24 protein-coding genes are annotated in these 22,274 nt (G+C 68.8%); 8 read left to right on the top strand and 16 right to left on the bottom strand.

The features are described from left to right. Positions 1-49: 49 nt before the first annotated feature. Positions 50-769: an urease accessory protein UreH domain-containing protein gene (locus QRD43_RS17720; protein WP_285983834.1), complete on the bottom strand. Its 720-nt coding sequence runs from the start codon at positions 767-769 to the stop codon at positions 50-52. Between the two features lie 39 nt (positions 770-808). Beyond that, positions 809-2,218 (bottom strand): oxygen-independent coproporphyrinogen III oxidase, encoded by a 1,410-nt coding sequence (gene hemN, locus QRD43_RS17715; protein WP_285983833.1) that lies wholly within the window; start codon positions 2,216-2,218, stop codon positions 809-811. 169 nt (positions 2,219-2,387) lie between these two features. Between hemN and fnr the strand changes: the two genes are divergently transcribed. Then, positions 2,388-3,134: a fumarate/nitrate reduction transcriptional regulator Fnr gene (gene fnr / locus QRD43_RS17710; RefSeq protein ID WP_285983832.1), complete on the top strand. Its 747-nt coding sequence runs from the start codon at positions 2,388-2,390 to the stop codon at positions 3,132-3,134. 130 nt (positions 3,135-3,264) lie between these two features. Here fnr and QRD43_RS17705 read toward each other — a convergent pair whose 3' ends face one another. The 13 genes from QRD43_RS17705 to xseA all read right to left on the bottom strand — a co-directional run bounded on the left by QRD43_RS17705 (position 3,265) and on the right by xseA (position 15,659). Then, the gene (locus tag QRD43_RS17705; protein WP_285983831.1) at positions 3,265-3,552 is read right to left on the bottom strand and encodes a hypothetical protein; all 288 of its coding nucleotides are present in this window, start codon (positions 3,550-3,552) and stop codon (positions 3,265-3,267) included. A gap of 30 nt (positions 3,553-3,582) precedes the next feature. Then, positions 3,583-3,849: a hypothetical protein gene (locus tag QRD43_RS17700; protein ID WP_285983830.1), complete on the bottom strand. Its 267-nt coding sequence runs from the start codon at positions 3,847-3,849 to the stop codon at positions 3,583-3,585. A 9-nt stretch (positions 3,850-3,858) separates the two neighbouring features. Beyond that, positions 3,859-5,322, bottom strand: coding sequence for a cytochrome c oxidase accessory protein CcoG (gene ccoG / locus QRD43_RS17695; protein WP_434063905.1), 1,464 nt, complete (start codon positions 5,320-5,322; stop codon positions 3,859-3,861). Between the two features lie 27 nt (positions 5,323-5,349). Next, complete coding sequence (gene ccoP, locus QRD43_RS17690; protein WP_285983829.1) at positions 5,350-6,264, bottom strand: cytochrome-c oxidase, cbb3-type subunit III; 915 nt, start codon at positions 6,262-6,264, stop codon at positions 5,350-5,352. Next, positions 6,257-6,436 (bottom strand): cbb3-type cytochrome oxidase subunit 3, encoded by a 180-nt coding sequence (locus tag QRD43_RS17685; protein WP_285983828.1) that lies wholly within the window; start codon positions 6,434-6,436, stop codon positions 6,257-6,259. The genes ccoP and QRD43_RS17685 overlap by 8 nt, the downstream gene beginning before the upstream one ends. Before the next feature lie 11 nt (positions 6,437-6,447). Next, positions 6,448-7,074, bottom strand: coding sequence for a cytochrome-c oxidase, cbb3-type subunit II (gene ccoO / locus QRD43_RS17680; RefSeq protein ID WP_285983827.1), 627 nt, complete (start codon positions 7,072-7,074; stop codon positions 6,448-6,450). Positions 7,075-7,092: 18 nt separating this feature from the next. Then, positions 7,093-8,532, bottom strand: coding sequence for a cytochrome-c oxidase, cbb3-type subunit I (gene ccoN / locus QRD43_RS17675; RefSeq protein WP_285983826.1), 1,440 nt, complete (start codon positions 8,530-8,532; stop codon positions 7,093-7,095). Positions 8,533-8,569: 37 nt separating this feature from the next. Next, on the bottom strand, positions 8,570-8,752 hold the full coding sequence (gene ccoS / locus QRD43_RS17670; protein WP_285983825.1) for a cbb3-type cytochrome oxidase assembly protein CcoS: 183 nt from the start codon (positions 8,750-8,752) through the stop codon (positions 8,570-8,572). A 23-nt stretch (positions 8,753-8,775) separates the two neighbouring features. Beyond that, complete coding sequence (locus QRD43_RS17665) at positions 8,776-11,088, bottom strand: heavy metal translocating P-type ATPase (protein WP_285983824.1); 2,313 nt, start codon at positions 11,086-11,088, stop codon at positions 8,776-8,778. Between the two features lie 186 nt (positions 11,089-11,274). Next, a complete protein-coding gene (locus QRD43_RS17660; protein WP_285983823.1) occupies positions 11,275-12,723 on the bottom strand; it encodes a sensor histidine kinase in 1,449 nt (482 codons plus the stop codon). Then, on the bottom strand, positions 12,710-13,405 hold the full coding sequence (locus QRD43_RS17655; RefSeq protein WP_285983822.1) for a response regulator: 696 nt from the start codon (positions 13,403-13,405) through the stop codon (positions 12,710-12,712). The genes QRD43_RS17660 and QRD43_RS17655 overlap by 14 nt, the downstream gene beginning before the upstream one ends. A 135-nt stretch (positions 13,406-13,540) precedes the next feature. Then, complete coding sequence (locus QRD43_RS17650) at positions 13,541-14,122, bottom strand: superoxide dismutase (RefSeq protein WP_285983821.1); 582 nt, start codon at positions 14,120-14,122, stop codon at positions 13,541-13,543. Between the two features lie 163 nt (positions 14,123-14,285). Continuing rightward, a complete protein-coding gene (gene xseA, locus QRD43_RS17645; protein WP_285983820.1) occupies positions 14,286-15,659 on the bottom strand; it encodes an exodeoxyribonuclease VII large subunit in 1,374 nt (457 codons plus the stop codon). Between the two features lie 421 nt (positions 15,660-16,080). Here xseA and QRD43_RS17640 point away from each other — a divergent pair, with 421 nt between their 5' ends. The 7 genes from QRD43_RS17640 to QRD43_RS17610 all read left to right on the top strand — a co-directional run bounded on the left by QRD43_RS17640 (position 16,081) and on the right by QRD43_RS17610 (position 20,890). Continuing rightward, the gene (locus QRD43_RS17640) at positions 16,081-16,710 is read left to right on the top strand and encodes a MotA/TolQ/ExbB proton channel family protein (RefSeq protein WP_285983819.1); all 630 of its coding nucleotides are present in this window, start codon (positions 16,081-16,083) and stop codon (positions 16,708-16,710) included. Beyond that, positions 16,707-17,138: an ExbD/TolR family protein gene (locus QRD43_RS17635; RefSeq protein WP_285983818.1), complete on the top strand. Its 432-nt coding sequence runs from the start codon at positions 16,707-16,709 to the stop codon at positions 17,136-17,138. Before QRD43_RS17640 ends, QRD43_RS17635 begins: the two co-directional genes overlap by 4 nt. 32 nt (positions 17,139-17,170) lie before the next feature. Continuing rightward, positions 17,171-18,202 carry a tetraacyldisaccharide 4'-kinase gene (lpxK, locus tag QRD43_RS17630; protein WP_285983817.1) on the top strand — a complete coding sequence of 344 codons (1,032 nt, stop codon included), beginning with the start codon at positions 17,171-17,173 and terminating at the stop codon, positions 18,200-18,202. 2 nt (positions 18,203-18,204) lie between these two features. Continuing rightward, the gene (locus tag QRD43_RS17625) at positions 18,205-18,411 is read left to right on the top strand and encodes a Trm112 family protein (RefSeq protein ID WP_285983816.1); all 207 of its coding nucleotides are present in this window, start codon (positions 18,205-18,207) and stop codon (positions 18,409-18,411) included. Then, on the top strand, positions 18,408-19,172 hold the full coding sequence (gene kdsB, locus QRD43_RS17620; protein ID WP_285983815.1) for a 3-deoxy-manno-octulosonate cytidylyltransferase: 765 nt from the start codon (positions 18,408-18,410) through the stop codon (positions 19,170-19,172). Before QRD43_RS17625 ends, kdsB begins: the two co-directional genes overlap by 4 nt. A 202-nt stretch (positions 19,173-19,374) precedes the next feature. Next, positions 19,375-20,031: an adenylate kinase gene (gene adk / locus QRD43_RS17615; RefSeq protein WP_285983814.1), complete on the top strand. Its 657-nt coding sequence runs from the start codon at positions 19,375-19,377 to the stop codon at positions 20,029-20,031. A 100-nt stretch (positions 20,032-20,131) separates the two neighbouring features. Further along, entirely contained in the window at positions 20,132-20,890 is a 759-nt protein-coding gene (locus tag QRD43_RS17610) for a 3-hydroxyacyl-CoA dehydrogenase (RefSeq protein ID WP_285983813.1), read from the top strand. A 99-nt stretch (positions 20,891-20,989) separates the two neighbouring features. Here QRD43_RS17610 and QRD43_RS17605 read toward each other — a convergent pair whose 3' ends face one another. Further along, the gene (locus tag QRD43_RS17605; RefSeq protein WP_285983812.1) at positions 20,990-22,243 is read right to left on the bottom strand and encodes a hypothetical protein; all 1,254 of its coding nucleotides are present in this window, start codon (positions 22,241-22,243) and stop codon (positions 20,990-20,992) included. Positions 22,244-22,274 lie beyond the last annotated feature (31 nt).

Here is a 22,274-nt window from a genome sequence, read left to right as displayed (position 1 = left end):
CGTCCGCGGCTGACGAGCGGGGACCGGTTTCAGGGCCATGCCCGGGCGTTCAGGCGCAATAGGCCTGGATCTGCGCCCAGACGCCATGACCGAGCGCCCAGCCGGCACTGAGCACCAGGCCCAGCCCGCCCAGGCGCGTGGCCCAGCGCATGCCGCGGCCCTCCTCCACGGCGCCGAGGCCGAGGAGCTTCCACAGGAGGGCCGGCCCGACGGCCAGCCCCAGGCCGGAGGTGAGCGCGAAGGCGCCCATGACGGCGGCACCGCCCGCGGCACCGTTCGCCAGCGCCGCCAGGAGCAGAGCCGACTGCAGCAGGCCGCAGGGCCAGGCGACCCAGCCGAGGCCAGCCAGCAGCGAGCGCCAGCGCGGACGGCGCGGCACGCTCAGCGCCGGCCCGCCGGCCGCGAGCGCCGCCACGCCGATCGCGTTGTCACGGCTGCCCTCGCGCCCGAGAGCCGAGAGCCAGGCCGGCTGGCGCGCCTTCCACAGCAGGTAGAGCCCCAGGCCCAGCGCGCCCAGGTGCAGCAGCAGCCACAGCGGACGCAGCCAGGCCACCGTCTGCCCCCAGTGCGCCATCAGGGAGACGCTGGAGGCGGCCACGGCCCCAGCCGCGGCGTAGCTGAGCAGGCGCCCCGCCTGGAAACTGAGGTGGGCGACGCTGCGTGGCGACCCCTCGCTGAGCGCAGCGCAAGGCGCGCCGCACATGACGGCGCAATGCGGGGTTCCCGCCAGGCCCATCAGGAGGGCCGAGCCGACGAGCGCTGCTTCCATGGGCGGCAATGATGCGCGAAAAGTCCGTTGCCTGGCGCGTCAGATGATGCGCGAGAACTGCGCGCGGGTCCGGTCGGCCTGGAGGTAACGGTCAAAGACCATGGCCACCGCCCGCACGAAGTACCAGCCCAGCGGCGTGACCTGGATGGCTTCGGGCTCGACGACGACGAGCCCCGTGTCCTGCATGGACGTCAGCAGCTCCAGTTCGCTGCGGAAGTAGTCCCGCACGCGGATCAGGTGGGCCACCTCGATGGACTCGAACTCCACCCGCCCCTGGCACATCAGGGCCATGATCATGGCGCGACGCACCAGGTCGTCCCGGTTCAGCGCCAGGCCACGCTGGATGGGCAGCTGGCCCTGGCGGATGGCGTCGTAGTACTCGGGCAGCGTCTTGGCGTTCTGGCTGTAGGTCGCCCCGACGCGGCCGATGGCCGAGACGCCCAGGCCGATCAGGTCGCAGTCCGGCTGCGTGCTGTAGCCCTGGAAGTTGCGGTGCAGGCGGCCCTGCCGCTTGGCGACGGCCAGCGAGTCGTTGGGCAGCGCGAAATGGTCCATGCCGATGTAGGCATAGCCAAGGCCCACGAAGCCGCTCAATGCCGTCGACAGCATGGTCAGCTTGGAAGCGGCGACCGGCAGCTGCGTGGCGTCGATGCGGCGCTGCGGCTTGAAGCGCGTCGGCAGGTGCGCGTAGCCGTACAGCGCGATGCGGTCCGGGCGCAGCGTGGCGACCTGCTGGATCGTGCGCTGGAAGCTCTCCGGCGTCTGCTGCGGCAGGCCGTAGATCAGGTCGACATTGGTGGACTCGAAACCGAGCGCGCGCGCGTCCTGCATCAGCGCCTCGACCATCTCGTAGCTCTGGATGCGGTGGACCGCCTTCTGCACCTCAGGATCGAAGTCCTGCACGCCGAAGCTCAGGCGGTTGAAGCCGAGGCTGCGCAGGTGCTTCAGGCGATCCGAGGTGACGGTGCGGGGATCCACCTCGATGGAAATCTCCGCCCCCGGCGCCAGGCGGAAACGCTGCTTGATGGCGTCCATCAGCTGCGTCAGTTCCTCGTCGCTCAGGAAGGTGGGCGAGCCGCCACCGAAGTGCAGCTGCGACAGCGCCTGTGCGCGGCCGAGCTCGGCCATGGTCAGGTCCATCTCCTGGATCAGCACCTCGAGGTATTCCGCCGCACGGTCGTGGTGCTTGGTGATGACCTTGTTGCAGGCACAGTAGTAGCAGACCGACTCGCAGAACGGCACGTGGATGTACAACGACAGCGGCGCCCCGCCGCCCACCACACCGCCCTGCGCACGCTGGTTCAGTGCCTGCCTGTACTGCTCGACAGAGAACGCCTCGACGAAGCGGTCGGCCGTGGGATAGGAGGTGTAGCGCGGGCCGGACACATCGAAACGGCGCAGCACGTCTTCGGTGATGCCCGGCAGGGCGGCAGTGGTGATGGTTTCCATGTCGCCACTGTGCCAAGCCTGCACAAGCACTGATTGACCTGTATCAAGATTGATCAAAAGCCGCGGGTAAACAATGGCCCCAGCCTTGAGGAGCGTCATGTTCAACCCATCCCCTGCCCCGGCCGCGGCTATTGACAATTCGCCGCTGAACTCGCAGTCCCAGCCCATAATGCGCACCATGAATACCCAGACCCCGATCAAGATCGAGCCCTTCAAGGTCGCATGCTCCAGCTGCAACCTGCGCGAGCTTTGCCTGCCCGTGGGCCTATCGCAATCGGACCTGGACCAGCTGGACAACCTGGTGGCCACGCGCCGCAATGTGTCCCGCGGGGACACCCTGTTCCGCACCGGCGATGCCTTCCAGTCGCTGTACGCGGTGCGCACCGGTTTCTTCAAGACCTGCGTGTCCTCCGAAGACGGCCGTGACCAGGTCACCGGCTTCCAGATGGCCGGCGAGCTGCTGGGCCTCGATGGCATCAGCAATGACCGCCACTCCTGCGATGCCGTGGCGCTCGAGGACAGCCAGGTCTGCGTGATTCCCTACAGCCAGCTCGAGGAACTCTCCCGCGAGTTCACCGACCTGCAGCACCAGTTCCACAAGATCATGAGCCGCGAGATCGTGCGCGACCACGGCGTGATGCTGCTGCTGGGCTCCATGCGTGCCGAGGAGCGCCTCGCCGCCTTCCTGCTGAACCTCACCCAACGCCTGCAGGCGCGCGGCTTCTCCGCCTCCGCGCTCGTGCTGCGCATGACCCGCGAGGAGATCGGCAGCTATCTGGGCCTCAAGCTCGAGACCGTCAGCCGCACCTTCTCCAAGTTCCAGGACGAGGGCCTGCTCGAGGTGAAGCAGCGCCAGATCCGCATCATCGACCAGAACGGCCTGCAGAAGCTGGTCAACACGGCGCACTGCACCTGACGCCAGCGCCCCCGAACGAACAAAGCCCGCTCTCGAGCGGGCTTTTTGTTGGGCGATGTTCGGGCGCGATGGCGGCCGGAGGTCAGCGTACGCGGGGACGCGTCTGGGGGCGCCAGGCCACCCCGGCCGCTCACTGCGGCCAGCGGCGCGGATGCCCGGGCACGGCGTCGGCCGGCAGCCGGGCCAGCAGGAGCGTCATCGACGACGCCAGGCTGATCAGCACCCAGAAGGCCATGAAGGCCAGCGTGTAGACCGCCTCGCGGCTCAGCTGCACGGGGGCGGCGCCGAACCAGCTGAGGTCCATGGGGTCGACGAGCGTGAAGACCAGCGCTTCGGTGACGCCGGCCATCACGAAAGCCGGCCAGAGGATGTGCATGGCCCAGCGCGCCGGGCCCGGTTTCTCACCTATCAGTCCCATCCCGGTGTCCTCCAGATGGACTGCGGCGGCTTACTTGCCGCTCGCGGGACCGCCAGTGGCGGCATGGTTGCGGGCCGCGATGGCGGGCGCCAGGGCCGCGGCCTGCGGGCCGTCAGCCGCGCTGTCGGCAGAGACGCGCTGCTGCGTCTCGATCACCGGGTCCGGGTGCTTGATGGCCATGCCCAGCGTCAGGAAGCTGGCGCAGACCACCGCGGCCGGCCCGCCGACGACGAGCCACATCATGCGCTCGTGCCACCAGGCACGCGGCGGGGTCGAAGCAGTTTGCGAGTCACTCATGTTGCGCTCCTAGCGGGGAACCACGAAGGTGGATTTTTCGGCCAGCTGGCGTTGTTCCTCGCCAATGGCTGCATCACGGACGATGCGGAAATGGATCTCATGGGCACCGCTGCCCGCCGATTGTGCTGTCTGCGGCGGGACGCGAAGCGACACGGACACCCAGCGCGCCTCGGCCGGACCGACGCTCATGTGCAGCGGCTGCGTCATCGCCAGGCCCTGCAGGCCGTCGGCGGTCACGGTGTAGGACTGCGTCTGCTCGGTCGCGTTCATGACCTGCAGGCGGTAGACGTTCTCGATGAAGCCATCGTCCACCAACCGGGCCAGCGAGGCGCGGTCCCGCACCACGTCGACCTTGAACGGCGTGCGCGTGAGCATGTGCCAGAACAGCGCGATGCAGATGATGACGAGGATGCTCGAGTAGACCAGCACGCGTGGCCGGAACATGCGGCGGATCAGCTGCGTGCGGCTCAGGTGCTGGCTCAGGCCGTTCTGCGTGTCGTAGCGGACGAGGCCACGCGGGTAGCCCATCTTGTCCATCACGCCATTGCAGACGTCGATGCAGGCGGCGCAGCCGATGCATTCGTACTGCAGGCCGTTGCGGATGTCGATGCCGGTGGGGCAGACGTGCACGCACAGATTGCAGTCGATGCAGGAACCCAGGCCGGCAGCCTTGATGTCGATCTTGCGGCCGCGGGAGCCACGCGGCTCGCCGCGCTCCGCGTCGTAGCTGATGATCAGCGTGTCCTTGTCGAACATCGCGCTCTGGAAGCGCGCGTACGGGCACATGTACTTGCAGACCTGCTCGCGCATGTAGCCGGCGAACAGGTAGGTGGCAAAGCCGTAGAACAGCACCCAGAACAGCTCCCACGGCCCGAGGCCAAAGGCCGCCACCTCGGTCGCCAGGACCTGGATGGGGGTAAAGTAGCCGACGAAGGTGAAGCCCGTCCAGAGCGCCAGGGCGATCCACGCCGCCTGCTTGCCGCCCTTGCGGATGAACTTGTCGAGGGACCAGGGAGCGGCGTCCAGCTTCATGCGGGCGGCGCGGTCGCCTTCGAACTTGCGCTCGATCCACATGAAGATCTCGGTGTAGACCGTCTGCGGACAAGCGTAGCCGCACCACAGTCGACCGGCGACTGCGGTGAAAAGAAAGAGCGCGTAGGCTGAGATCAGCAGCAGCGCCGTGAGGTAGATGAAGTCCTGCGGATACAGGACCATGCCGAAGATGTAGAACCGGCGCGCACCGAGGTCGAACAGGACCGCCTGCCGCGCATTCCACTCCAGCCAGGGCAGCCCGTAGAACAGGAGCTGCGTGAACCAGACCAAGGCCCAGCGCCAGCGGATGAACCATCCGCTGACGGCCTTGGGGTAGATCTTCTTCTGAGCCTGGTAGAGCGACACCATCTCGCGGGCTGCATCATCGCCCGGGAGGGCTTGATTCGGGGCGCTCGAGGAGGTGTCGCTGCTACTGCTCATGGGGATCAATCCTTGCTGCGTTGGACGTTACTGGGCGGCGACGGCGGTGCCCTGCGACAGGCTCCACACATAGGCACCCAGGACGTGGATCTGCTCGGGGCTCAGGCGCGAGGCATGGGCCGGCATGACGTTGTTCTTGCCGTTGTTGATCATGGCAATGACAGCGTCCTCGCCCCAGCCGTGCAGCCAGACCTTGTCGGTCAGGTTCGGGGCACCGATGGCCTGGTTGCCCTTGCCATCAGGACCGTGGCAGGCCGCGCAGGCGCCGAACTTGGCCTTGCCCAGCTGGGCAGCGATCGAGTTGTGCGGGCTGCCCGACAGGCTCAGCACATAGTTCGCCACGTTCTTCACGTCCTCGGGACCACCGATGGCCGCGGCCATCGGGGGCATCACGCCGTTGCGACCGCCGTTGATGGTCTGCACGATGGTCTCGTGCGCGCCGCCGTACAGCCAGTCGTTGTCGGTGAGGTTCGGGAAGCCCTTGGAGCCCTTGGCGTCGGAGCCGTGGCAGCCGGCGCAGTTGTTGGCGAACAGGCGCTCGCCGATGGCCATGGCCGACGGATCCTTGGACAGGGCCGCCGCGTCCATCGCCTGGTACTTGGCATAGACGCCTTCCAGGGCCGCACGGGCCTTGGCCTGCTCTGCCTCGTACTGGCCGGCGCTGGACCACTTGAGGGTGCCCTCGCTGCTGCCCAGGCCCGGGTACATGGCCAGGTAGATGCCCGAGAACACCACCGTGATCACGAACAGGCCCATCCACCAGCGAGGCAGCGGGTTGTTCATCTCACGCAGGTCCACGTCCCAGACGTGGCCGGTGGTGTTGTCGTCGGCCATCACCCGACGACGGCTGGCGATGATCAGCAGCACCAGGCACAGGACCAGCCCTGCGATGGTGGCGGCTGCGACAAAGGTCGACCAGCCGCTGGAGAAAAAGTCACTCATTGCGGCCTCCTTGCGAGGAGAGTGCGCCGGGGGCCTGATCGTCCATCAGGGGCAGACCGCCCAGCTCGTCAAAGGATTGCTTGTTCCGCTTGGAGAACGCCCAGGACACGATGCCCAGGAAGATCACCATGGAGAACAGCGTGAAGGCGATGCGGATGTCATTGACGTCCATGAGAGGCCTCCTTACTTCTTCAGGGCGGTGCCCATCACCTGCAGGTAGGCGACGACGGCATCCAGCTCGGTCTTGCCCTTGACTTCCTCGCCAGCCTTGGCGATCTCGTCATCGGTGTAAGGCACGCCGACCACACGCAGGGCCTTCATCTTGGGCGCCATGTCCGCCGGATCGACCATGGCCTTGGTGAGCCACGGATAGGCCGGCATGTTGGACTCGGGGACCAGGTCACGCGGGTTGTTCAGGTGGATGCGATGCCATTCGTCGCTGTACTTGCCGCCCACGCGGTGCAGGTCGGGACCGGTCCGCTTGGAGCCCCACTGGAAGGGGTGGTCGTACACGAACTCGCCCGCCACGGAGTAGTGGCCGTAGCGCAGCGTCTCGGCGCGGAAGGGACGGATCATCTGCGAGTGGCAGTTGTAGCAGCCCTCGCGGATGTAGACGTCCCGGCCGGCCAGCTGCAGCGCGGTGTAGGGCTTGAGGCCTTCGACCGCCTGGGTGGTCGAGCGCTGGAAGAACAGCGGCACGATTTCCACGATGCCGCCGACGACCACCGTCAGCAGCACCAGCACGATCATCAGGAAGTTGCTGGTCTCGATCTTCTCGTGACCGGAAACGGCGTGGTTGTTGTTAGCCATGTTGAGTTCTCCCTTGCCTCAGGCGTGAGCCGCGACAGCGGGGACAGGTTGTGCCTGCACCTTGCCGACGCCGACCGTCTTCACGACGTTCCAGGCCATGATCAGCATGCCGCCGAGGTACAGCAGGCCACCGCACAGACGGATGACGTAGAAGGGATAGGTCGCCTTGACGCTTTCGACGAAGGTGTAGACCAGGGTGCCGTCAGGATTGACCGCACGCCACATCAGGCCCTGCATCACGCCGGCGATCCACATCGCGGCGATGTACAGCACGATGCCGAGCGTGGCGACCCAGAAGTGCAGCTCGATGGCGCGCTTGGAGTACATCTCGGTGCGGCCGAACATGCGCGGGATCAGGTGATACAGCGAACCCATGGAGATCAGGCCCACCCAACCCAGGGCACCGGAGTGCACGTGGCCGACGGTCCAGTCCGTGTAGTGGCTCAGGGCGTTCACCGTCTTGATCGACATCATCGGACCCTCGAAGGTCGACATGCCGTAGAACGACAGGGACACGATCAGGAACTTCAGGATCGGGTCGTCACGCAGCTTGTGCCAGGCACCCGACAGGGTCATGATGCCGTTGATCATGCCGCCCCAGGAGGGAGCCAGCAGCACCAGCGAGAACAGCATGCCCACCGACTGCGCCCAGTCGGGCAGCGCGGTGTAGTGCAGGTGGTGGGGGCCCGCCCACATGTAGGTGAAGATCAGGGCCCAGAAGTGCACGATCGACAGGCGATAGCTGTACACCGGACGGCCGGCCTGCTTCGGGATGTAGTAGTACATCATCCCCAGGAAGCCTGCGGTCAGGAAGAAGCCCACGGCATTGTGGCCGTACCACCATTGCACCATGGCGTCCTGCACACCGGCGTAGGCCGAGTAGCTCTTGAACAGGCTCACCGGGATGGCGGCGCTGTTGACCAGATGCAGCAGGGCGACGGCGATGATGAAGGCACCGAAGAACCAGTTCGCCACGTAGATGTGGCGGATCTTGCGGATGCCGACGGAGCCGAAGAACACGATGGCGAACGAGACCCAGACCAGCGTGATCAGGATGTCGACGGGCCATTCGAGCTCAGCGTATTCCTTGCCGGACGTGATACCCAGCGGCAGCGTGATCGCTGCGGCCAGGATGACCAGCTGCCAGCCCACGAAGGTGAACCAGGCCAGGCCGGGCGCGAACAGGCGTGTCTGGCCGGTGCGCTGCACCACGTGGTAGCAGGTGGCAAACAGCGTGCAACCACCGAACGCGAAGATCACCGCGTTGGTGTGCAGGGGCCGCAATCGGCCGTAGCTGAGCCAGGGAATTCCGAGATTGAGCTCGGGCCATGCCAGCTGGGCGGCGATGACCACCCCCACCAGCATGCCCACGATGCCCCACAGGACGGCCGCGAGCGCAAACGCTCTGACGACACCGTCCTCATAAACCGGCCCGGCCGGCTGAGCGACACTTGCCATTGACGTGCTCCTTCACACTTGATTGACCACTGGATTCTTAGGGGATTACTTTGTTCATGGCTTGATCGCCATCAACCCCCTGAGATTCATCGTCCAGAATGCGCTCGCCTTCGCGCTCGAGATCGTCCAGCTGGCCACTGTTGATGGCCCAGCCGAACACCCCGACGATCAGCAGCACCAGCACCACCGACATCGGAATCAGCAGATAGAGAATGTCCATGTCATGCGCCCGACCGCCTGGGGTCAGGTCTTGCTTTCCCGCGCCAGGCGCAGGGCGTTGAGGATCACCAGCAGCGAGCTGCTGGCCATGCCGATGCCCGCGGCCCAGGGCGGCAGCCAGCCCGTGAGCGCCAGCGGGATGCAGGCGGCGTTGTAGACGGCGGACCAGGCCAGGTTCTGGCGGATCACGCGGCGGGTGCGCAGGGCCAGTGCACGCATGCGGGCCAGCTCGGACAGGCGTCCGGACAGCAGCACGGCATCCGCCTGCGTCCGCGCGATCAGGGCGCCCTGCCCCATCGCGATGCTGGCGTCGGCCCGCGCCAGCACCGGCGCGTCGTTGATGCCGTCGCCCAGCATGAGCACCCGGCGGCCCTGGGCCTGCAGCGCCTCGACGCGCGCCAGCTTGCCCTCTGGCGTGGCCCCGCCCGTGGCCTGCGCGATGCCGGCGGACTGTGCCACGGCCGCCACGCGCTCGGGGCGGTCCCCTGACAGCAGCTCGACCTGCAGACCCAGCCCCTGCAACGACTGCACGGCAGTCACGGCATCAGGGCGCAGCGACTCCTCGAACTGCAGGGCGAGCCGGGCCTGCCCGTCGCAGCTCAGCAACAGCTGGGCCGAGGGCAGCTGCGGGCAGGCCGGCGCGGCCCAGCCGCCCGCACCCAGGCGCCAGCGCCGGCCCTGGGCGTCCGTGGCCTCCATGCCCTGCCCTCGATGCTCGACGACGTCGTGCAGCTCGACATCCGCTTGCGCCTCGAAGGCCGCCAGCGCCGCCTGGGCAAAGGGATGCAGCGACTGCCGCCCCAGTGCCTGCATCACCGCCAGATCCGACGCCGACGGCTCCTGGGGCCAGGTCTTGCCCAGGCGCATGCGGTCCTCGGTCAACGTGCCCGTCTTGTCCATCACCACCGTGTCCACCTGGGCCAGCGTCTCCAGCAGGTCCAGGCGCGACAGCAGCACGCCGCGGCGCGCCAGCAGGCCCGTGGCCGCGAGCCAGGCCGACGGCGCCGCCAGCGACAGGGCGCACGGGCAGGTCACGATCAGCACCGACACCGCCACCCACACGGCCCGCGAGGGATCGATCCAGCTCCAGGCGACGGCCGCACCGGCTGCGAGCACCAGCACCCCCCACAGGAAGGGCCCGGCGGCGCGATCGGCCAGCCGCAGCTGGGACGGCCGCTGCGTGAGCGCGCTGCGCATCAGCCGGACGATGGACTCATAGCGCGTGTCGGCGCCGAGGCCGCGCACCTCCATCAGCACGGGCGCCTGCAGATTGACGCTGCCGGCCACCAGCGCATCACCGGCGGCCTTGCTCACCGGCAGGGACTCGCCGCTCAGCAGGGATTCGTCCGCCGCGCTGGCACCGTCGAGCACCACGCCGTCGCCAGGGAAGGCCTGCCCCACGAGGATGCGCACGCGATCGCCGACCCGCAGGTCGGAGACGCCTACGGCGACGAACTGCCCGTCGGGCTGCTGCCGCTGCACCAGCTCGGGCAGGCGGTCCCCCGCCAGCTCCAGCGAGCGTGCGACCTTGTGCCGCGCACGCAGCTCCAGGTAGCGCCCGCCCAGCAGGAAGCTGACGAACATCGTGAGCGAATCGAAGTAGACCTCGTGGCCGAAGATGCCGGCCGGGTCGAAGACCGCGCCGGTGCTGGCGACGAAAGTCACCAGCAGACCGAGCGCCACCGGCACGTCCATGCCAAGGCTGCGGGTGCGCAACTGGCGCCAGGCCGCGCTGAAGAAGGGGCCGGCCGAGAAGAGCATCACCGGCAGGCTGAGCACCCATTCGCCCCACTGCAGCAGATTGCGCAGGTCCGGCTCCATGTCACCCGGGGCCGCGACGTAGATGGGCGTGGCCAGCATCATCACCTGCATCATCAGGAAGCTGGCAACGAAGAGACGCCACAGCGCCTGGCGGTGCTCCTTCTCGCGCAACTGGCGAGCGGGCGCGGCAAGATCCGGCACCGCCCCATAGCCTGCCCGCTCGATGGCCTGGATCAGGCGGGACACCTGCGTCTGCGCGGGATCCCACTGCACCTGGAGGCGTTCGGCGGCGCTGTTGACCCGGGCCTCGAGCACGCCGGCCTGTCCCAGCAGGGCGCGCTCGATGAGGCCGGCGCAGGCGGCGCAATGCATGCCGGAGAGCTGCAGCTGCGAGCGGCCGAGGCGGCGCCCGCCTTCCTCGCGCCAGTCGGTGTAGCGGTCCAGTTGCGCGGCATCGTCGCAGGCCGCGGACGGGCCCGCCATCGCCGGGTCGGCGGCGCCGGCCGCAGGGGCGGGCACCGTGGCGGCCGCTCCCGCAGGTGGGTTCAATGCGGCGGCGCTCAGCGTGGCACTCATGGGCTGGGGCGTCCTGCTCTCGGGGCTGAAGGGCACGGAATCCGGCGGACTCCGTCAAGCCACGAATCTAGCCAAAGCACGCCAAAGAGGCATGACTTATGTCAAGACCAGCCCCAGATTCCGCCAGAACGCCACAGTCTTGCGTCCCGCTGGTACGCCTGGCGTCCAGACCGCGGCCCGCGTCCCTCAGGCCAGCGGCAGGCGCCAGACCAGCTCCAGGCCGTCGAACTCGGGCCGGCTGCGCGCCTCCCACCGTCCGCCGAGGCGCTGGATGACGTCCCGGGCGATCGCCAGGCCCAGGCCGGTGCCATCCTGCGCCCGCACATCCGCCCGCTCGCCGCGCCAGAAGGCCTGGCCCAGCCGCGCCAGATCGGCGCTCGGCACGCCGGGGCCGTCGTCGCTGATGCGGATGCACGCCCAGCCCTCCTCGGCCTGCAGCCGGACCCTGATGTGCCGGCCGCCATAGCGCAAGGCGTTGTCCACGGCGTTGCTGATCGCCTCGCCGAGCCACAGGGGATGCGCCCGGGCCTCGATGGGCTGCTGCGGCGTCTCGTCGAGCTGCAGCTGGATCTCCCGCCCTCGCCGCACGGCCTCCAGCGCCAGCGGCTCCACGGCCTCATGGATCAGGGGCCCGAGGGCCAGGGTCTCGACGCCCTGCAGCTGCATCAGCGCCGCCTCGGCGCGGGCCAGCGTCAGCAGCTGGGCGATCAGCTTGCCCATACGCTCACTGGACTGTTGCAGACCGTCCAGCAGCGGCGCCGTCCGCCCGGCCAGGGGACCGCCGACGCCACTGAGCTCCGCCCCCAGCTCCTGGCTCAGCACCCGCAGGCCTGCCACCGGCGTTCGCAGCTGGTGCGCGGCATCCGCCACGAAGCGGCGCTGCAGGGCCACGGCGTCCTCGACGTTGGCCAGCAGGCTGTTGATCCGCTCGATCAGGGGCAGCACCTCGGCCGGCACGCCCTGGACGGACAGCGGCCGCCAGTCGCTCGGCTCGCGGCTGGCCACCTCGGCCGCCACCGCTCGCAGCGGCGCCACGCCGCGGCGGATGCCCCAGGCCAGCAGCGACAGCGTGAGAAAGCCCAGCCCCAGCGTCGGCACGGCCATCACCGTCAGCACGTCCAGCACCAGGCGCTGACGCTTGTGCAGCGTCTCGACGACCAGGATGCTGACGTGCCGGTCCAGCATGGGCGAGGCGATGGAGAACAGCGCGCCACGCACCGGCTCGTCCCCCATGCGGGCGTTGTAGAGCATGGGCCGCTCGAAGGCGCGGCGCGAGACGCGCTGCAGCGGCGGCGGCACCGCGGCGTCGCCCGCCAGCACCCGGCCCTGCTCGTCCAGCATCGCATAGTTGCTCAGCTCGGTCTGGTCCCAGGTGAGCAGCTCGAAGTACTGCCGGCTGACGTCCAGCAGCGGCCCGCGGTCCGTCCAGACGACCTTGCCGGCCAGCGCCGTGGCGGAGTCCTGCAGGCCGCGGTCGAAGGCAGCATCCCCCGCCACGACGGCCAGCTCGTAGGCGCCGAAAGCTGCCACCGCAAGCCCCAGGGACCAGATCCAGGCCAACGGTCGCAGCAGCTGGGCCCGCAGGCTGCGCGCACGCCGCGGACCGGCCGGCAGCGCGCCCTCAGCCGTCTGCACCGACGGTCTCTCCCGGCTGCGCCTGGTCGATGGCATAGCCAAAGCCCCGCACCGTGCGGATGGCCACGCCCAGCTCGACGAAGCGCTTGCGCAGCCGGCAGACGTAGACCTCGACCGAGTTCTCGCTGAAGTCGGACTCCCAGCTGGAGAGGCGCGCCACGATGGCGTCCTTGCTGACCACGCGGCCCGGGCGCTGCATCAGCATCTCCGTGAGGGCGTACTCGCGCGGGCTCAGCCGCACGATCTCGCCCTTGTGGCTCAGTTCCTTGTGCGCCAGGTCCAGGCTCAGCGCCCCCAGCACCAGGCAGTCGCTCGTGCGCCCCTCGGCGCGGCGCTTGAGGGCCCGCAGCCGGGCGATGAGCTCGCTCAGGTCGAAGGGCTTGACGAGGTAGTCGTCCGCACCGGCGTTGAGGCCGCTCACGCGGTCCGCCAGTTCATCGCGGGCCGTCAGCAGCAGCACCGGCAACTTGAGGCCCTGGGAGCGCCACTCGCGCAGCACGGTCATGCCATCGACCCCCGGCAGGCCGAGGTCCAGCACCGCCAGGTCGAATTGCCCCATCAGACCCGGCGCCAGAGCCGCGCGCCCCTCCTGGAGCAGGTCCACCTGCCAGCCTTCGCGCTCCAGCGCCCGGGCCACGCCCAGGCCCAGGGCGGCATCGTCTTCGACCAGGAGCACTCGCATCGCACACCATCTACTGCAGGGGAAGGCGTCGATTGTGCCGCCTGCGGGCAAGAAAAAAGACCGGCACGGGGCCGGTCTTTCACTGAGGCGGCACGGAGGCGACATCGCTGCCGCCCACGCGCCATAGCGCGGGGCTCAGGCGAAGTTGGCCTGAGCGAACTCCCAGTTCACCAGATTGGACAGGAAGGTCTCGACGAACTTCTGGCGCAGGTTGCGGTAGTCGATGTAGTAGGCGTGTTCCCACACGTCGACGGTCAGCAGGGCCTTGTCGGCGGTGGTCAGCGGCGTGCCGGCGGCACCGGTGTTGACGATGTCCACGCTGCCATCGGCCTTCTTGACCAGCCAGGTCCAGCCGGAACCGAAGTTGCCGACGGCGCTCTTCACGAAGGCTTCCTTGAAGGCGTCGTAGCTGCCCCACTTGGCGTTGATGGCCTCGGCCAGCGCGCCGGTGGGAGCGCCGCCGCCGTTGGGCTTCATGCAGTTCCAGAAGAAGGTGTGGTTCCAGATCTGGGCGGCGTTGTTGTAGATGCCGCCGCTGGAGGTCTTGACGATCTCTTCCAGCGTCTTGCTCTCGAACTCGGTGCCCTTCTGCAGATTGTTCAGGTTCACCACGTAGGCGTTGTGATGCTTGCCGTGGTGGAACTCCAGCGTCTCGGCGCTGTAGTGGGGAGCCAGGGCGTCCTTGGCATAGGGCAAGGCGGGCAGGGTGTGTTCCATGGTGGGTCCTCTCGTTGTCGATGGTGGAAGGGTCCGTGGCCTGACAGGGTGCCAGGGCCCGCGAGACGAAATCCAGGCGCGGCGACGGGCCGCCGCACGCGGTGCCGGGGCATTGTAGGCAGAGCCGCCAAGACCCTGGGGGATCCAGGCGCTTTGATCTGCCTCAGCCTTCGGCGGATTTGCGGGGGCGCCGGGCCGCCGTCTTGCGTGCAGGCGCGGCAGGCGCGGCAGGCGGGGCCTCGGCGCCCGCGCTTCCCAGGCTCAGGACGGCCATCGCCGCCTCCCCGTCGGCCAGCACCGCGCGCAGCGTCTGGCCGGCCTGCAGCTGGTTGACCGACGTCAGCGCCCGGCCCTGGCCATCGTCCAGCCAGGCATAGCCGCGGGCCAGCACCTGCTGGGGGTCCAGGGCCGCCAGCCGGGCCGCCAGGCCGTCCAGCCGCTGGCCACCCGCGCGCAACAGCTGCGGCGCGCTCGTGCGGTGGCGCTGGGCCAGGTGCTCCAGGCGCTGCGCCTGCAGTGCCTGCCAGCGCGGCAGGACCTGCCCCCAGCGCTGCGCCAGCAGGGCCACCTGCCGCCGCTGGCGCGCCAGGCCCTCGGCCGGCCGCGCCAGGCGCAGGGCGACACGGTCCAGGCGCTGCGCCGCGGTGTCCAGCTCCCGGTGCACGCGACGCTGCAGGAGATGCTGCAGATGCGCGAGCTGCCCCAGGCACTCCTGGCGCGAGGGTGCGGCCAGCTCAGCCGCGGCCGTGGGGGTCGGGGCGCGCAGGTCCGCGGCCAGGTCGGCCAGGGTGATGTCGGTTTCATGGCCGATGCCCGCGATGACCGGCAGCGCGCTGGCCGCCATCGCCCGGACTAGGCGCTCGTCGTTGAAGGCCCACAGGTCCTCCAGCGATCCGCCGCCCCGGCACACGATGAGCACTTCGGCGTCACGGCGCGCATTGGCCTGGGCCAGTGCGGCCATCACGCTGGCCGGTGCATCCGCACCCTGCACAAGACTCGGGTACACGAAGACCTCCACATGCGGCGCCCGGCGCTCCAAGGCGGTCAGCACATCGTGCAGGGCCGCACCGGCGGTCGAGGTGATCACCCCGATGCGGCGGGGGAAGGCCGGCAGCTCGCGCTTGCGGTCCGCATCGAAGAGACCTTCCGCCTCCAGGCGCGCCTTGAGCCGCAGGAACTGCTCGTACAGCGCCCCGGCGCCAGCGCGGCGCATGGACTCCGCCACGAACTGCAGGTCGCCCCGCGGTTCGTACAGGGCCACCCGGCCACGGATCTGCACCCGCTGGCCGTCGGCCGGCTGGAAGTCGAGCATCGCTGCGGTGCGGCGGAACAGCGCACAGCGCAGCAGCGCATTGCCGCCGTCGGCGTCCTTCAGGCTGAAGTAGCAGTGGCCGCTCGCGGCGCGGGTGAAGCCCGAGAGCTCCCCCTCCACGGTCACGCTGGCGAAGCGGCTGGCGAGGCTGTCGCCGATGGCGCGGACGAGCCCTGCGACCGACCACGTGAGCCGTGCCGATGCGGGTTTGAAGCCCTCATCCATGCGCCAGCCCAGTATCCATGCGGGTCCAGAACTCCACAGCCGCGCCAATCAAGGCTTTGCGGCCCATCCACCCCGTCATGCCTGCGTCACAGACACATAAACGCTTGTTTTTCAACACCTTTTTCCTGCTCAAAAATGCAGCAATCTGAGCCAGGCCTCGATTTGACGGGCCCTGGCGACACCGGCTGACAGCTTGCCCACAAAGTTATCCACAGGCTCGGTGGATGACTTGCCGGCCCGCGCCACGGGCGCCTGAACCGGCCGGCGCGAGCACCGCGCCTGCCGGCGGGTCGGTGCCGCTTTACGGGAGCGCGGCTCTCACGTCTACTTGCAAACCTGGGTCCGGGCGGGGTGGCTTCGCGCCATAATCCCGCGCGCAGCGTCCGTGCTGCAGACCTGCGAAACCGCCGAGGGGTAGCCTTTGTTTTCGATCATACAAGCCGCTGGCTGGCCGATCTGGCCCTTGCTTCTGTGTTCCATCGTCGCCATGGCCTTGATCATCGAGCGCCTGGCCAGCCTGCGCCCGCAGCGCATCGCCCCGCCCAAGCTCGTCGAGGAGGTGATCGCCGTCACGCAGCAGCAGATCCCGCCCGCTGACGTCGTGAACAAGCTCTCCGACAGCTCCCTGCTCGGCCAGGTCCTGGCCACCGGCCTGCGGGCCTGCGTGCTCGAGCCTCGCATTCCCGAGCCGAAGCTTCGCCTGACCTTCGAGCTGGCCGGCCGCGGCGCCATCCACCAGCTCGAGCGCTACCTCAACACGCTGGGCACCATCGCCACGGCCGCGCCGCTGCTGGGCCTGCTGGGCACCGTGGTCGGCATGATCGAGATCTTCGGCAGCCAGGGCCCGAGCGGCAACAACCCTGCCCAGCTTGCCCACGGCATCTCGATCGCGCTCTACAACACCGCCTTCGGCCTGATCATCGCCATCCCCTCGCTGATGTTCTACCGCTATTTCCGCGGCCGCATCGAAGCCTATGTGCTCGAGATGGAGGAGTCCTGCGATGCGCTGCTGGGCCACCTCATGCGCCTGACGCAGGGCGGCTCGCGATGAAATTCCGCCAGCGTCAGGGCGAGGAGCCCGAGATCAACCTGATCCCCTTCATCGATGTGCTGCTGGTGATCCTGATCTTCCTGATGCTGTCCACCAGCTACTCGAAGTTCACCGAGCTGCAGATCACCCTGCCGACCGCCAGCGCCGACCCGCTGAAGGATCGCCCGAAAGAGATCATCGTCGCCATCTCGGCCGACGGGCACTACGCCATCAACCGCCAGCTCATCGAGGGCCGCTCGGTGGACATCCTGGCCGCCGCCCTGGCGCAGGCCGCCCAGGGCAGCAACGGCGTGGACCCCGAGACCACGATCACCGTGTCCGCCGATGCCGCCGCCGCCCACCAGTCCGTCATGAATGTGATGGACGCCGCTCGCCGGGTGGGGCTCGCCCGCCTGACCTTCGCGGCCCAGGGCACGAGCGGCAATTGAGCGCCTGAGCGCGCTCGCGGAGCCTCGATTCCATGAGCTGGCAGGAGCGGCTGCAACGCGCCTGGGCGACCGACGATGCCCTCGCGCAATGCCTGCGCCCGCTGGGAGCGCTGCACGCGGCCCTGCTGAAGCTGCGCGTCTGGGCCTACCGGACCGGGCGTCGCCGCAGCACGCCGCTGCCGCGCCCCGTGATCGTCGTCGGCAACTGGATTGTCGGCGGCGCCGGCAAGACGCCCGCCACGCTGGCGCTGCTGGAACTCCTCACCCGGCACGGCTGGCGCGCGGGTGTCGTGTCCCGAGGCTACGGCCGCCGGGATGACGCACGGACCCTGCTCGTTCGCCCGGACAGCCTCGCGGCGGATGTCGGGGACGAGCCGCTGCTGATCCATCTTCGAAGCCGCTGCCCGGTCGCCGTCGGGCGTGACCGCATCGCGGCGGCCGAAGCGCTGCTGGCGGCCCACCCGGCGCTGGACCTCCTCGTCGCCGACGACGGCCTGCAGCACTGGCGCCTGCCGCGCCAGCTGAGCATCGTCGTCATCGACGACCGCGGCCTCGCCAATGGCCGCCTGCTGCCGGCCGGACCGCTGCGCCAGCCCGGCCCCCTGCCCGCCCCACCCGGCAGCCGTGATGACACGCTGGTGCTCTACAGCGCCGGACGCGTCACCACGGCGCATCCCGGCTTCGTGGGCACCCGCCGCCTCGCGGGTGCCGTACGGCTGCAGGATTGGTGGCAGGGGCAGCCCGCCCGCCTCGACGCCCTCCAGGCCCTGCGCGGCCGGCCCCTGCTCGCCTGCGCGGGCCTCGCGCGGCCGACGCCCTTCTTCGACATGCTGCGGGCCGAAGGCCTGGACATCCGCCCGCTGCCACTGCCAGACCACCACGACTTCACCCCCCTGCCCTGGCCGGCGGGCAGCCCGACGGTGGTGCTCACCGAAAAAGATGCTGTGAAGCTCTCCCCGGATCGCATCGGCACCACGGAGGTGTGGGTGGTGGCGCTAGACTTCAGGCCCGAGATTGCTTTCGAGCAGGCCCTGTGCACCCGCATCGAGGCCCTGCTCCGCTGAACATGGACACGCGACTGCTGGAAATGCTGGTCTGCCCGATCTGCAAGGGCCCCCTGGAACACGTGCGCGAGGGCGATCGCCGCGAGCTGGTCTGCCACGCCGACCGCCTGGCCTTCCCCATCCGGGACGGCATCCCCGTGATGCTGGAGAACGAGGCACGTTCGCTGGACGCCGCCAGCCCGGGCGCGCAGCCCGCCGAGCCGGCATGAGCTTCCACATCGTCATCCCGGCCCGCCTGGCCTCCACGCGCCTGCCGAACAAGCCGCTGGCCGACCTGGCCGGCCTGCCGATGATCGTGCGCGTGGCCCAGCGGGCGGCGATGGCGGGGGCCCTGCAGGTGGTCGTCGCGACCGACGCCGCCGACGTGCAGGCCGCCTGCGAGGCCCATGGCGTGCGTGCCCTGCTCACGCGCGCGGACCACCCCAGCGGCAGCGACCGCCTGGCCGAGGCCGTGGAGTTGCTGGCGCTGGCGGACGACGCCGTCGTGCTGAACGTGCAGGGCGACGAGCCCCTGATCGACCCCGCCATGATCCGCGCCTGTGCCGAGCTGCTCCTGAGCCGCCCGCACTGTGCGATGAGCACCGTGGCCCACGGCATCGACAGCGCCGAGGAGTTCGCCAACCCCAATGTCGTCAAGCTGGTCTGCGACGCGGCGGGCCATGCGCTGTACTTCTCGCGCGCACCGCTGCCCTGGTGGCGCGACGCGCCCGGCGGCGGTGCCCAGCCCTACCCCGGGGCGGTGCTGCGGCATGTGGGGCTGTATGGCTACCGCGCCGGCTTCCTGCGGCGCTTCCCGCAGCTGGCGCAAAGCCCGCTGGAGCAGATCGAGGCCCTGGAGCAGCTCCGGGTGCTGTGGCATGGCGAGCGCATTGCCGTGCACGTGAGCGACACGCGGCCGGGACCGGGCGTCGACACCCCGGAAGACCTGGCGCGGGTGCGGGCGCAGTTGGCCGCCGATGCCGCGCGCTGAGCGCGGTTGACGTCGCGGGGCCTCGGCAAAGAGGCGCGTCCCGGCCTCTGTCTAGCGCAAGCAAGCCTTGCCGGAAACCTCGGGTTACACCGCATGAACAGCCGGGAGCCCGTCAGCCAGGCGAAGGCTGGCGCGTGATATTCTCCCCGGCAGTTTGTCGGAGCACCGGGCAGGTGCGCCCCCTTGAGTATTGAGGACCCCCATGCGACTGATTCTTCTCGGCGCCCCCGGCGCTGGCAAAGGCACCCAAGCCGCCTTCATCTGCCAGAAATTCGGCATCCCCCAGATCTCCACCGGCGACATGCTGCGCGCCGCGATCAAGGCCGGCACCGAGATGGGTCTGGCCGCCAAGAAGGTCATGGACGCTGGCGGCCTCGTGAGCGATGACATCATCATCGGCCTCGTGAAGGAGCGCATCGCCCAGCCGGACTGCGCCCAGGGCTTCCTCTTCGACGGCTTCCCCCGCACCATCCCCCAGGCCGATGCCATGAAGGCTGCCGGCGTGAAGCTGGACTATGTGCTGGAAATCGACGTGCCCTTCGAGGCCATCATCGAGCGCATGAGCGGCCGCCGGGTGCACGTGGCCTCGGGCCGCACCTACCACGTCAAGTTCAATCCGCCCAAGGTGGAAGGCAAGGACGACGCCACGGGCGAAGACCTCATCCAGCGTGACGACGACAAGGAAGAGACCGTCCAGAAGCGCCTGGAGGTCTACTCGGCCCAGACGCGCCCGCTGGTGGACTACTACTCGAGCTGGGCCGCCCAGGGCGACGCCCAGGCCCCGAAGTACCGCCGCATCGAAGGCATGGGCTCCGTCGACGAGATCACCAGCCGCGCCATGGCGGCCCTGTCGGCCTGACCCGCGTCACAAAAATCCTCCCAAGCCGCTGTTCAGCGGCTTTTCTTTTGCGGGAGAATTGACGTTTACGTTAACGTCAGTTGTTCAGGAGACAACAAGCATGGACATCGCAAACAAGGTTTTCATCGTCACCGGCGGCGCATCGGGTCTGGGCGAGGGCACGGCCCGCATGCTGGCCCGTGAAGGCGGCAAGGTCGTGATCGCCGACCTGAACGTGGAAAAGGGTGAGGCCCTGGCCGCCGAGCTGGGCGGCGCCTTCGTGAAGGCCGATGTGAGCCAGGAAGCCGACGCGCAGGCCGTCGTGGCCAAGGCCGTGAGCCTGGGCAAGCTGATGGGCCTGGTGAACTGCGCCGGCATCGCCCCGGCCGCCAAGACGGTCGGCAAGGACGGCGCCCACGCCCTGTCGCTGTTCCAGAAGGTCATCAACGTGAACCTGGTCGGCAGCTTCAACATGATCCGCCTGGCCTCGGAAGCCATGTGCAAGAACGAGCCGGAGGCGACCGGCGAGCGCGGCGTGATGATCTCCACCGCCTCGGTGGCCGCCTATGACGGCCAGATCGGCCAAGCGGCGTATGCGGCATCCAAGGGCGGCATCGTGGGCATGACCCTGCCCATCGCCCGCGACCTGGCCCGCAATGGCATCCGCAACATGACCATCGCCCCCGGCATCTTCGGCACGCCCATGCTCTTCGGCATGCCCCAGGAAGTGCAGGACGCCCTGGCCGCCAGCGTGCCCTTCCCCTCGCGCCTGGGCCGCCCGGACGACTACGCCAAGCTGGTGCACCAGATCGTCACGAACGACATGCTCAATGGCGAGGTGATCCGCCTGGACGGTGCCATCCGCCTGGCCCCGCGCTGAGGACCGCCCTCCCGCCCGCACCACCCGGTGCAGGCGGGCGACGGCAGACAAGAAAAAACGGCCCCGAGGGGCCGTTTCTCATGGGACGCGAGGTCTCAATCAGCGCTTGGCGCCGCGAGCGTAGACGCTCCACAGGCGCGCCATGTCCTGGACGCCATCGGTGCCCTTGACCGAGCGCCAGGCCGCCTGGGCCTTGGTCACGTCGCCACCCTGGAAGTAGGCCAGGCCCTGGTAGAGCTTGGCGTCTTCCGGGCGCTTCAGGTTGCCCTTGGCAATACCCTGCTCGATCAGCTTGGCACCCTTGGCACCTTCGCCGCGGAAGGCGTAGGCCAGGCCCAGCGTCACCAGGGCGTTGCCGTCCTTGGCATCCTGGGCTTCCTTCTCGGCAGCGGCAGCACCGGCCTTGGCCTCGGCCACCTTCTTGACGATCAGGTCCTGCAGACGCTTGTGACGAGCGCCTTCGTTGCCCTGGCCCAGCGTGCCGGCAGCGAAGCCCTTGTCGATGATCTGCTTGCCTTCGTCAGGGAAACCGGCCTGCACGGCCAGCTGAGCCGACTCCATGTAGTCGTTGGCATCCTTGAAGTTGCCGGTGGCCAGCTTCAGGCGGTAGATGTCCAGCGAGAAGCGGTCAGAGAAGCTGGGCTTCTGCTGCACGCGGCTCAGGACGTCCGCCCACAGTTCCTTGCGGGGGTAGTAGGTCAGCAGCTTCTCGAGGGCCGAGGCCTCGGTGTTGCTGTCCTTGGCCTTCATGGCGGCGTTCAGCAGCAGGTTCAGCTTGTTCTGCGAAGGCGTGCGGCCGGCGCGCTCATCGGCGGCCACTTCTTCGCTGGTCTCCTTGATGATGGAGACCATGTCACCCGACAGATACTGCGCCTGCGACAGCACTTCCTTCATGGTGGCGCTGGTGCCGCCTTCCTTGAAGTAGCGTTGCGCCCAGGTCAGCGCCTTGGCGTGGTCACGGTTGCGCAGGTAGGTGCCGGCGATCGACTCGATCATGCGCAGCTGGTCGGCAGCGCCGAGCTTGCCGCTGGCCTTCAGGGCCTCGAAGCCCTTGACCATGGAGTCGGTGTCGGATGCGCCCGAAGCGGCGGCGACACGCATGTATTCCAGCTGGTAGTTCTCGCTGGCGGTACGGCCGGACACCGCCTCGGCGTCCCGCACCTTGCCCAGCGCTTCCTTGTACTTGCCGGCCTTGATCAGGGCGCCCGCCTCCTTCAGAGGCTTGCCGATCTCGGGGCGCACGCCTTCCGACTGCGCACTCGCCTGGGAAAAACCGATCTCTCCCTGGGGGCCGGCACCCAGAACCAGAGCCATGGCGCCGACGGCGGCCGTGGCCAGTGCCTTGATTTTCATTGTTTCATCTCCTGACGTGAAAAGACGCGCG

This window comes from Roseateles subflavus, from assembly GCF_030285365.1.
Lineage (GTDB): Bacteria > Pseudomonadota > Gammaproteobacteria > Burkholderiales > Burkholderiaceae_C > Roseateles_B > Roseateles_B subflavus.
The sequence above is the reverse complement of the archived record's forward strand: the minus strand, read 5'-3'. Positions and strand labels throughout refer to the sequence as shown.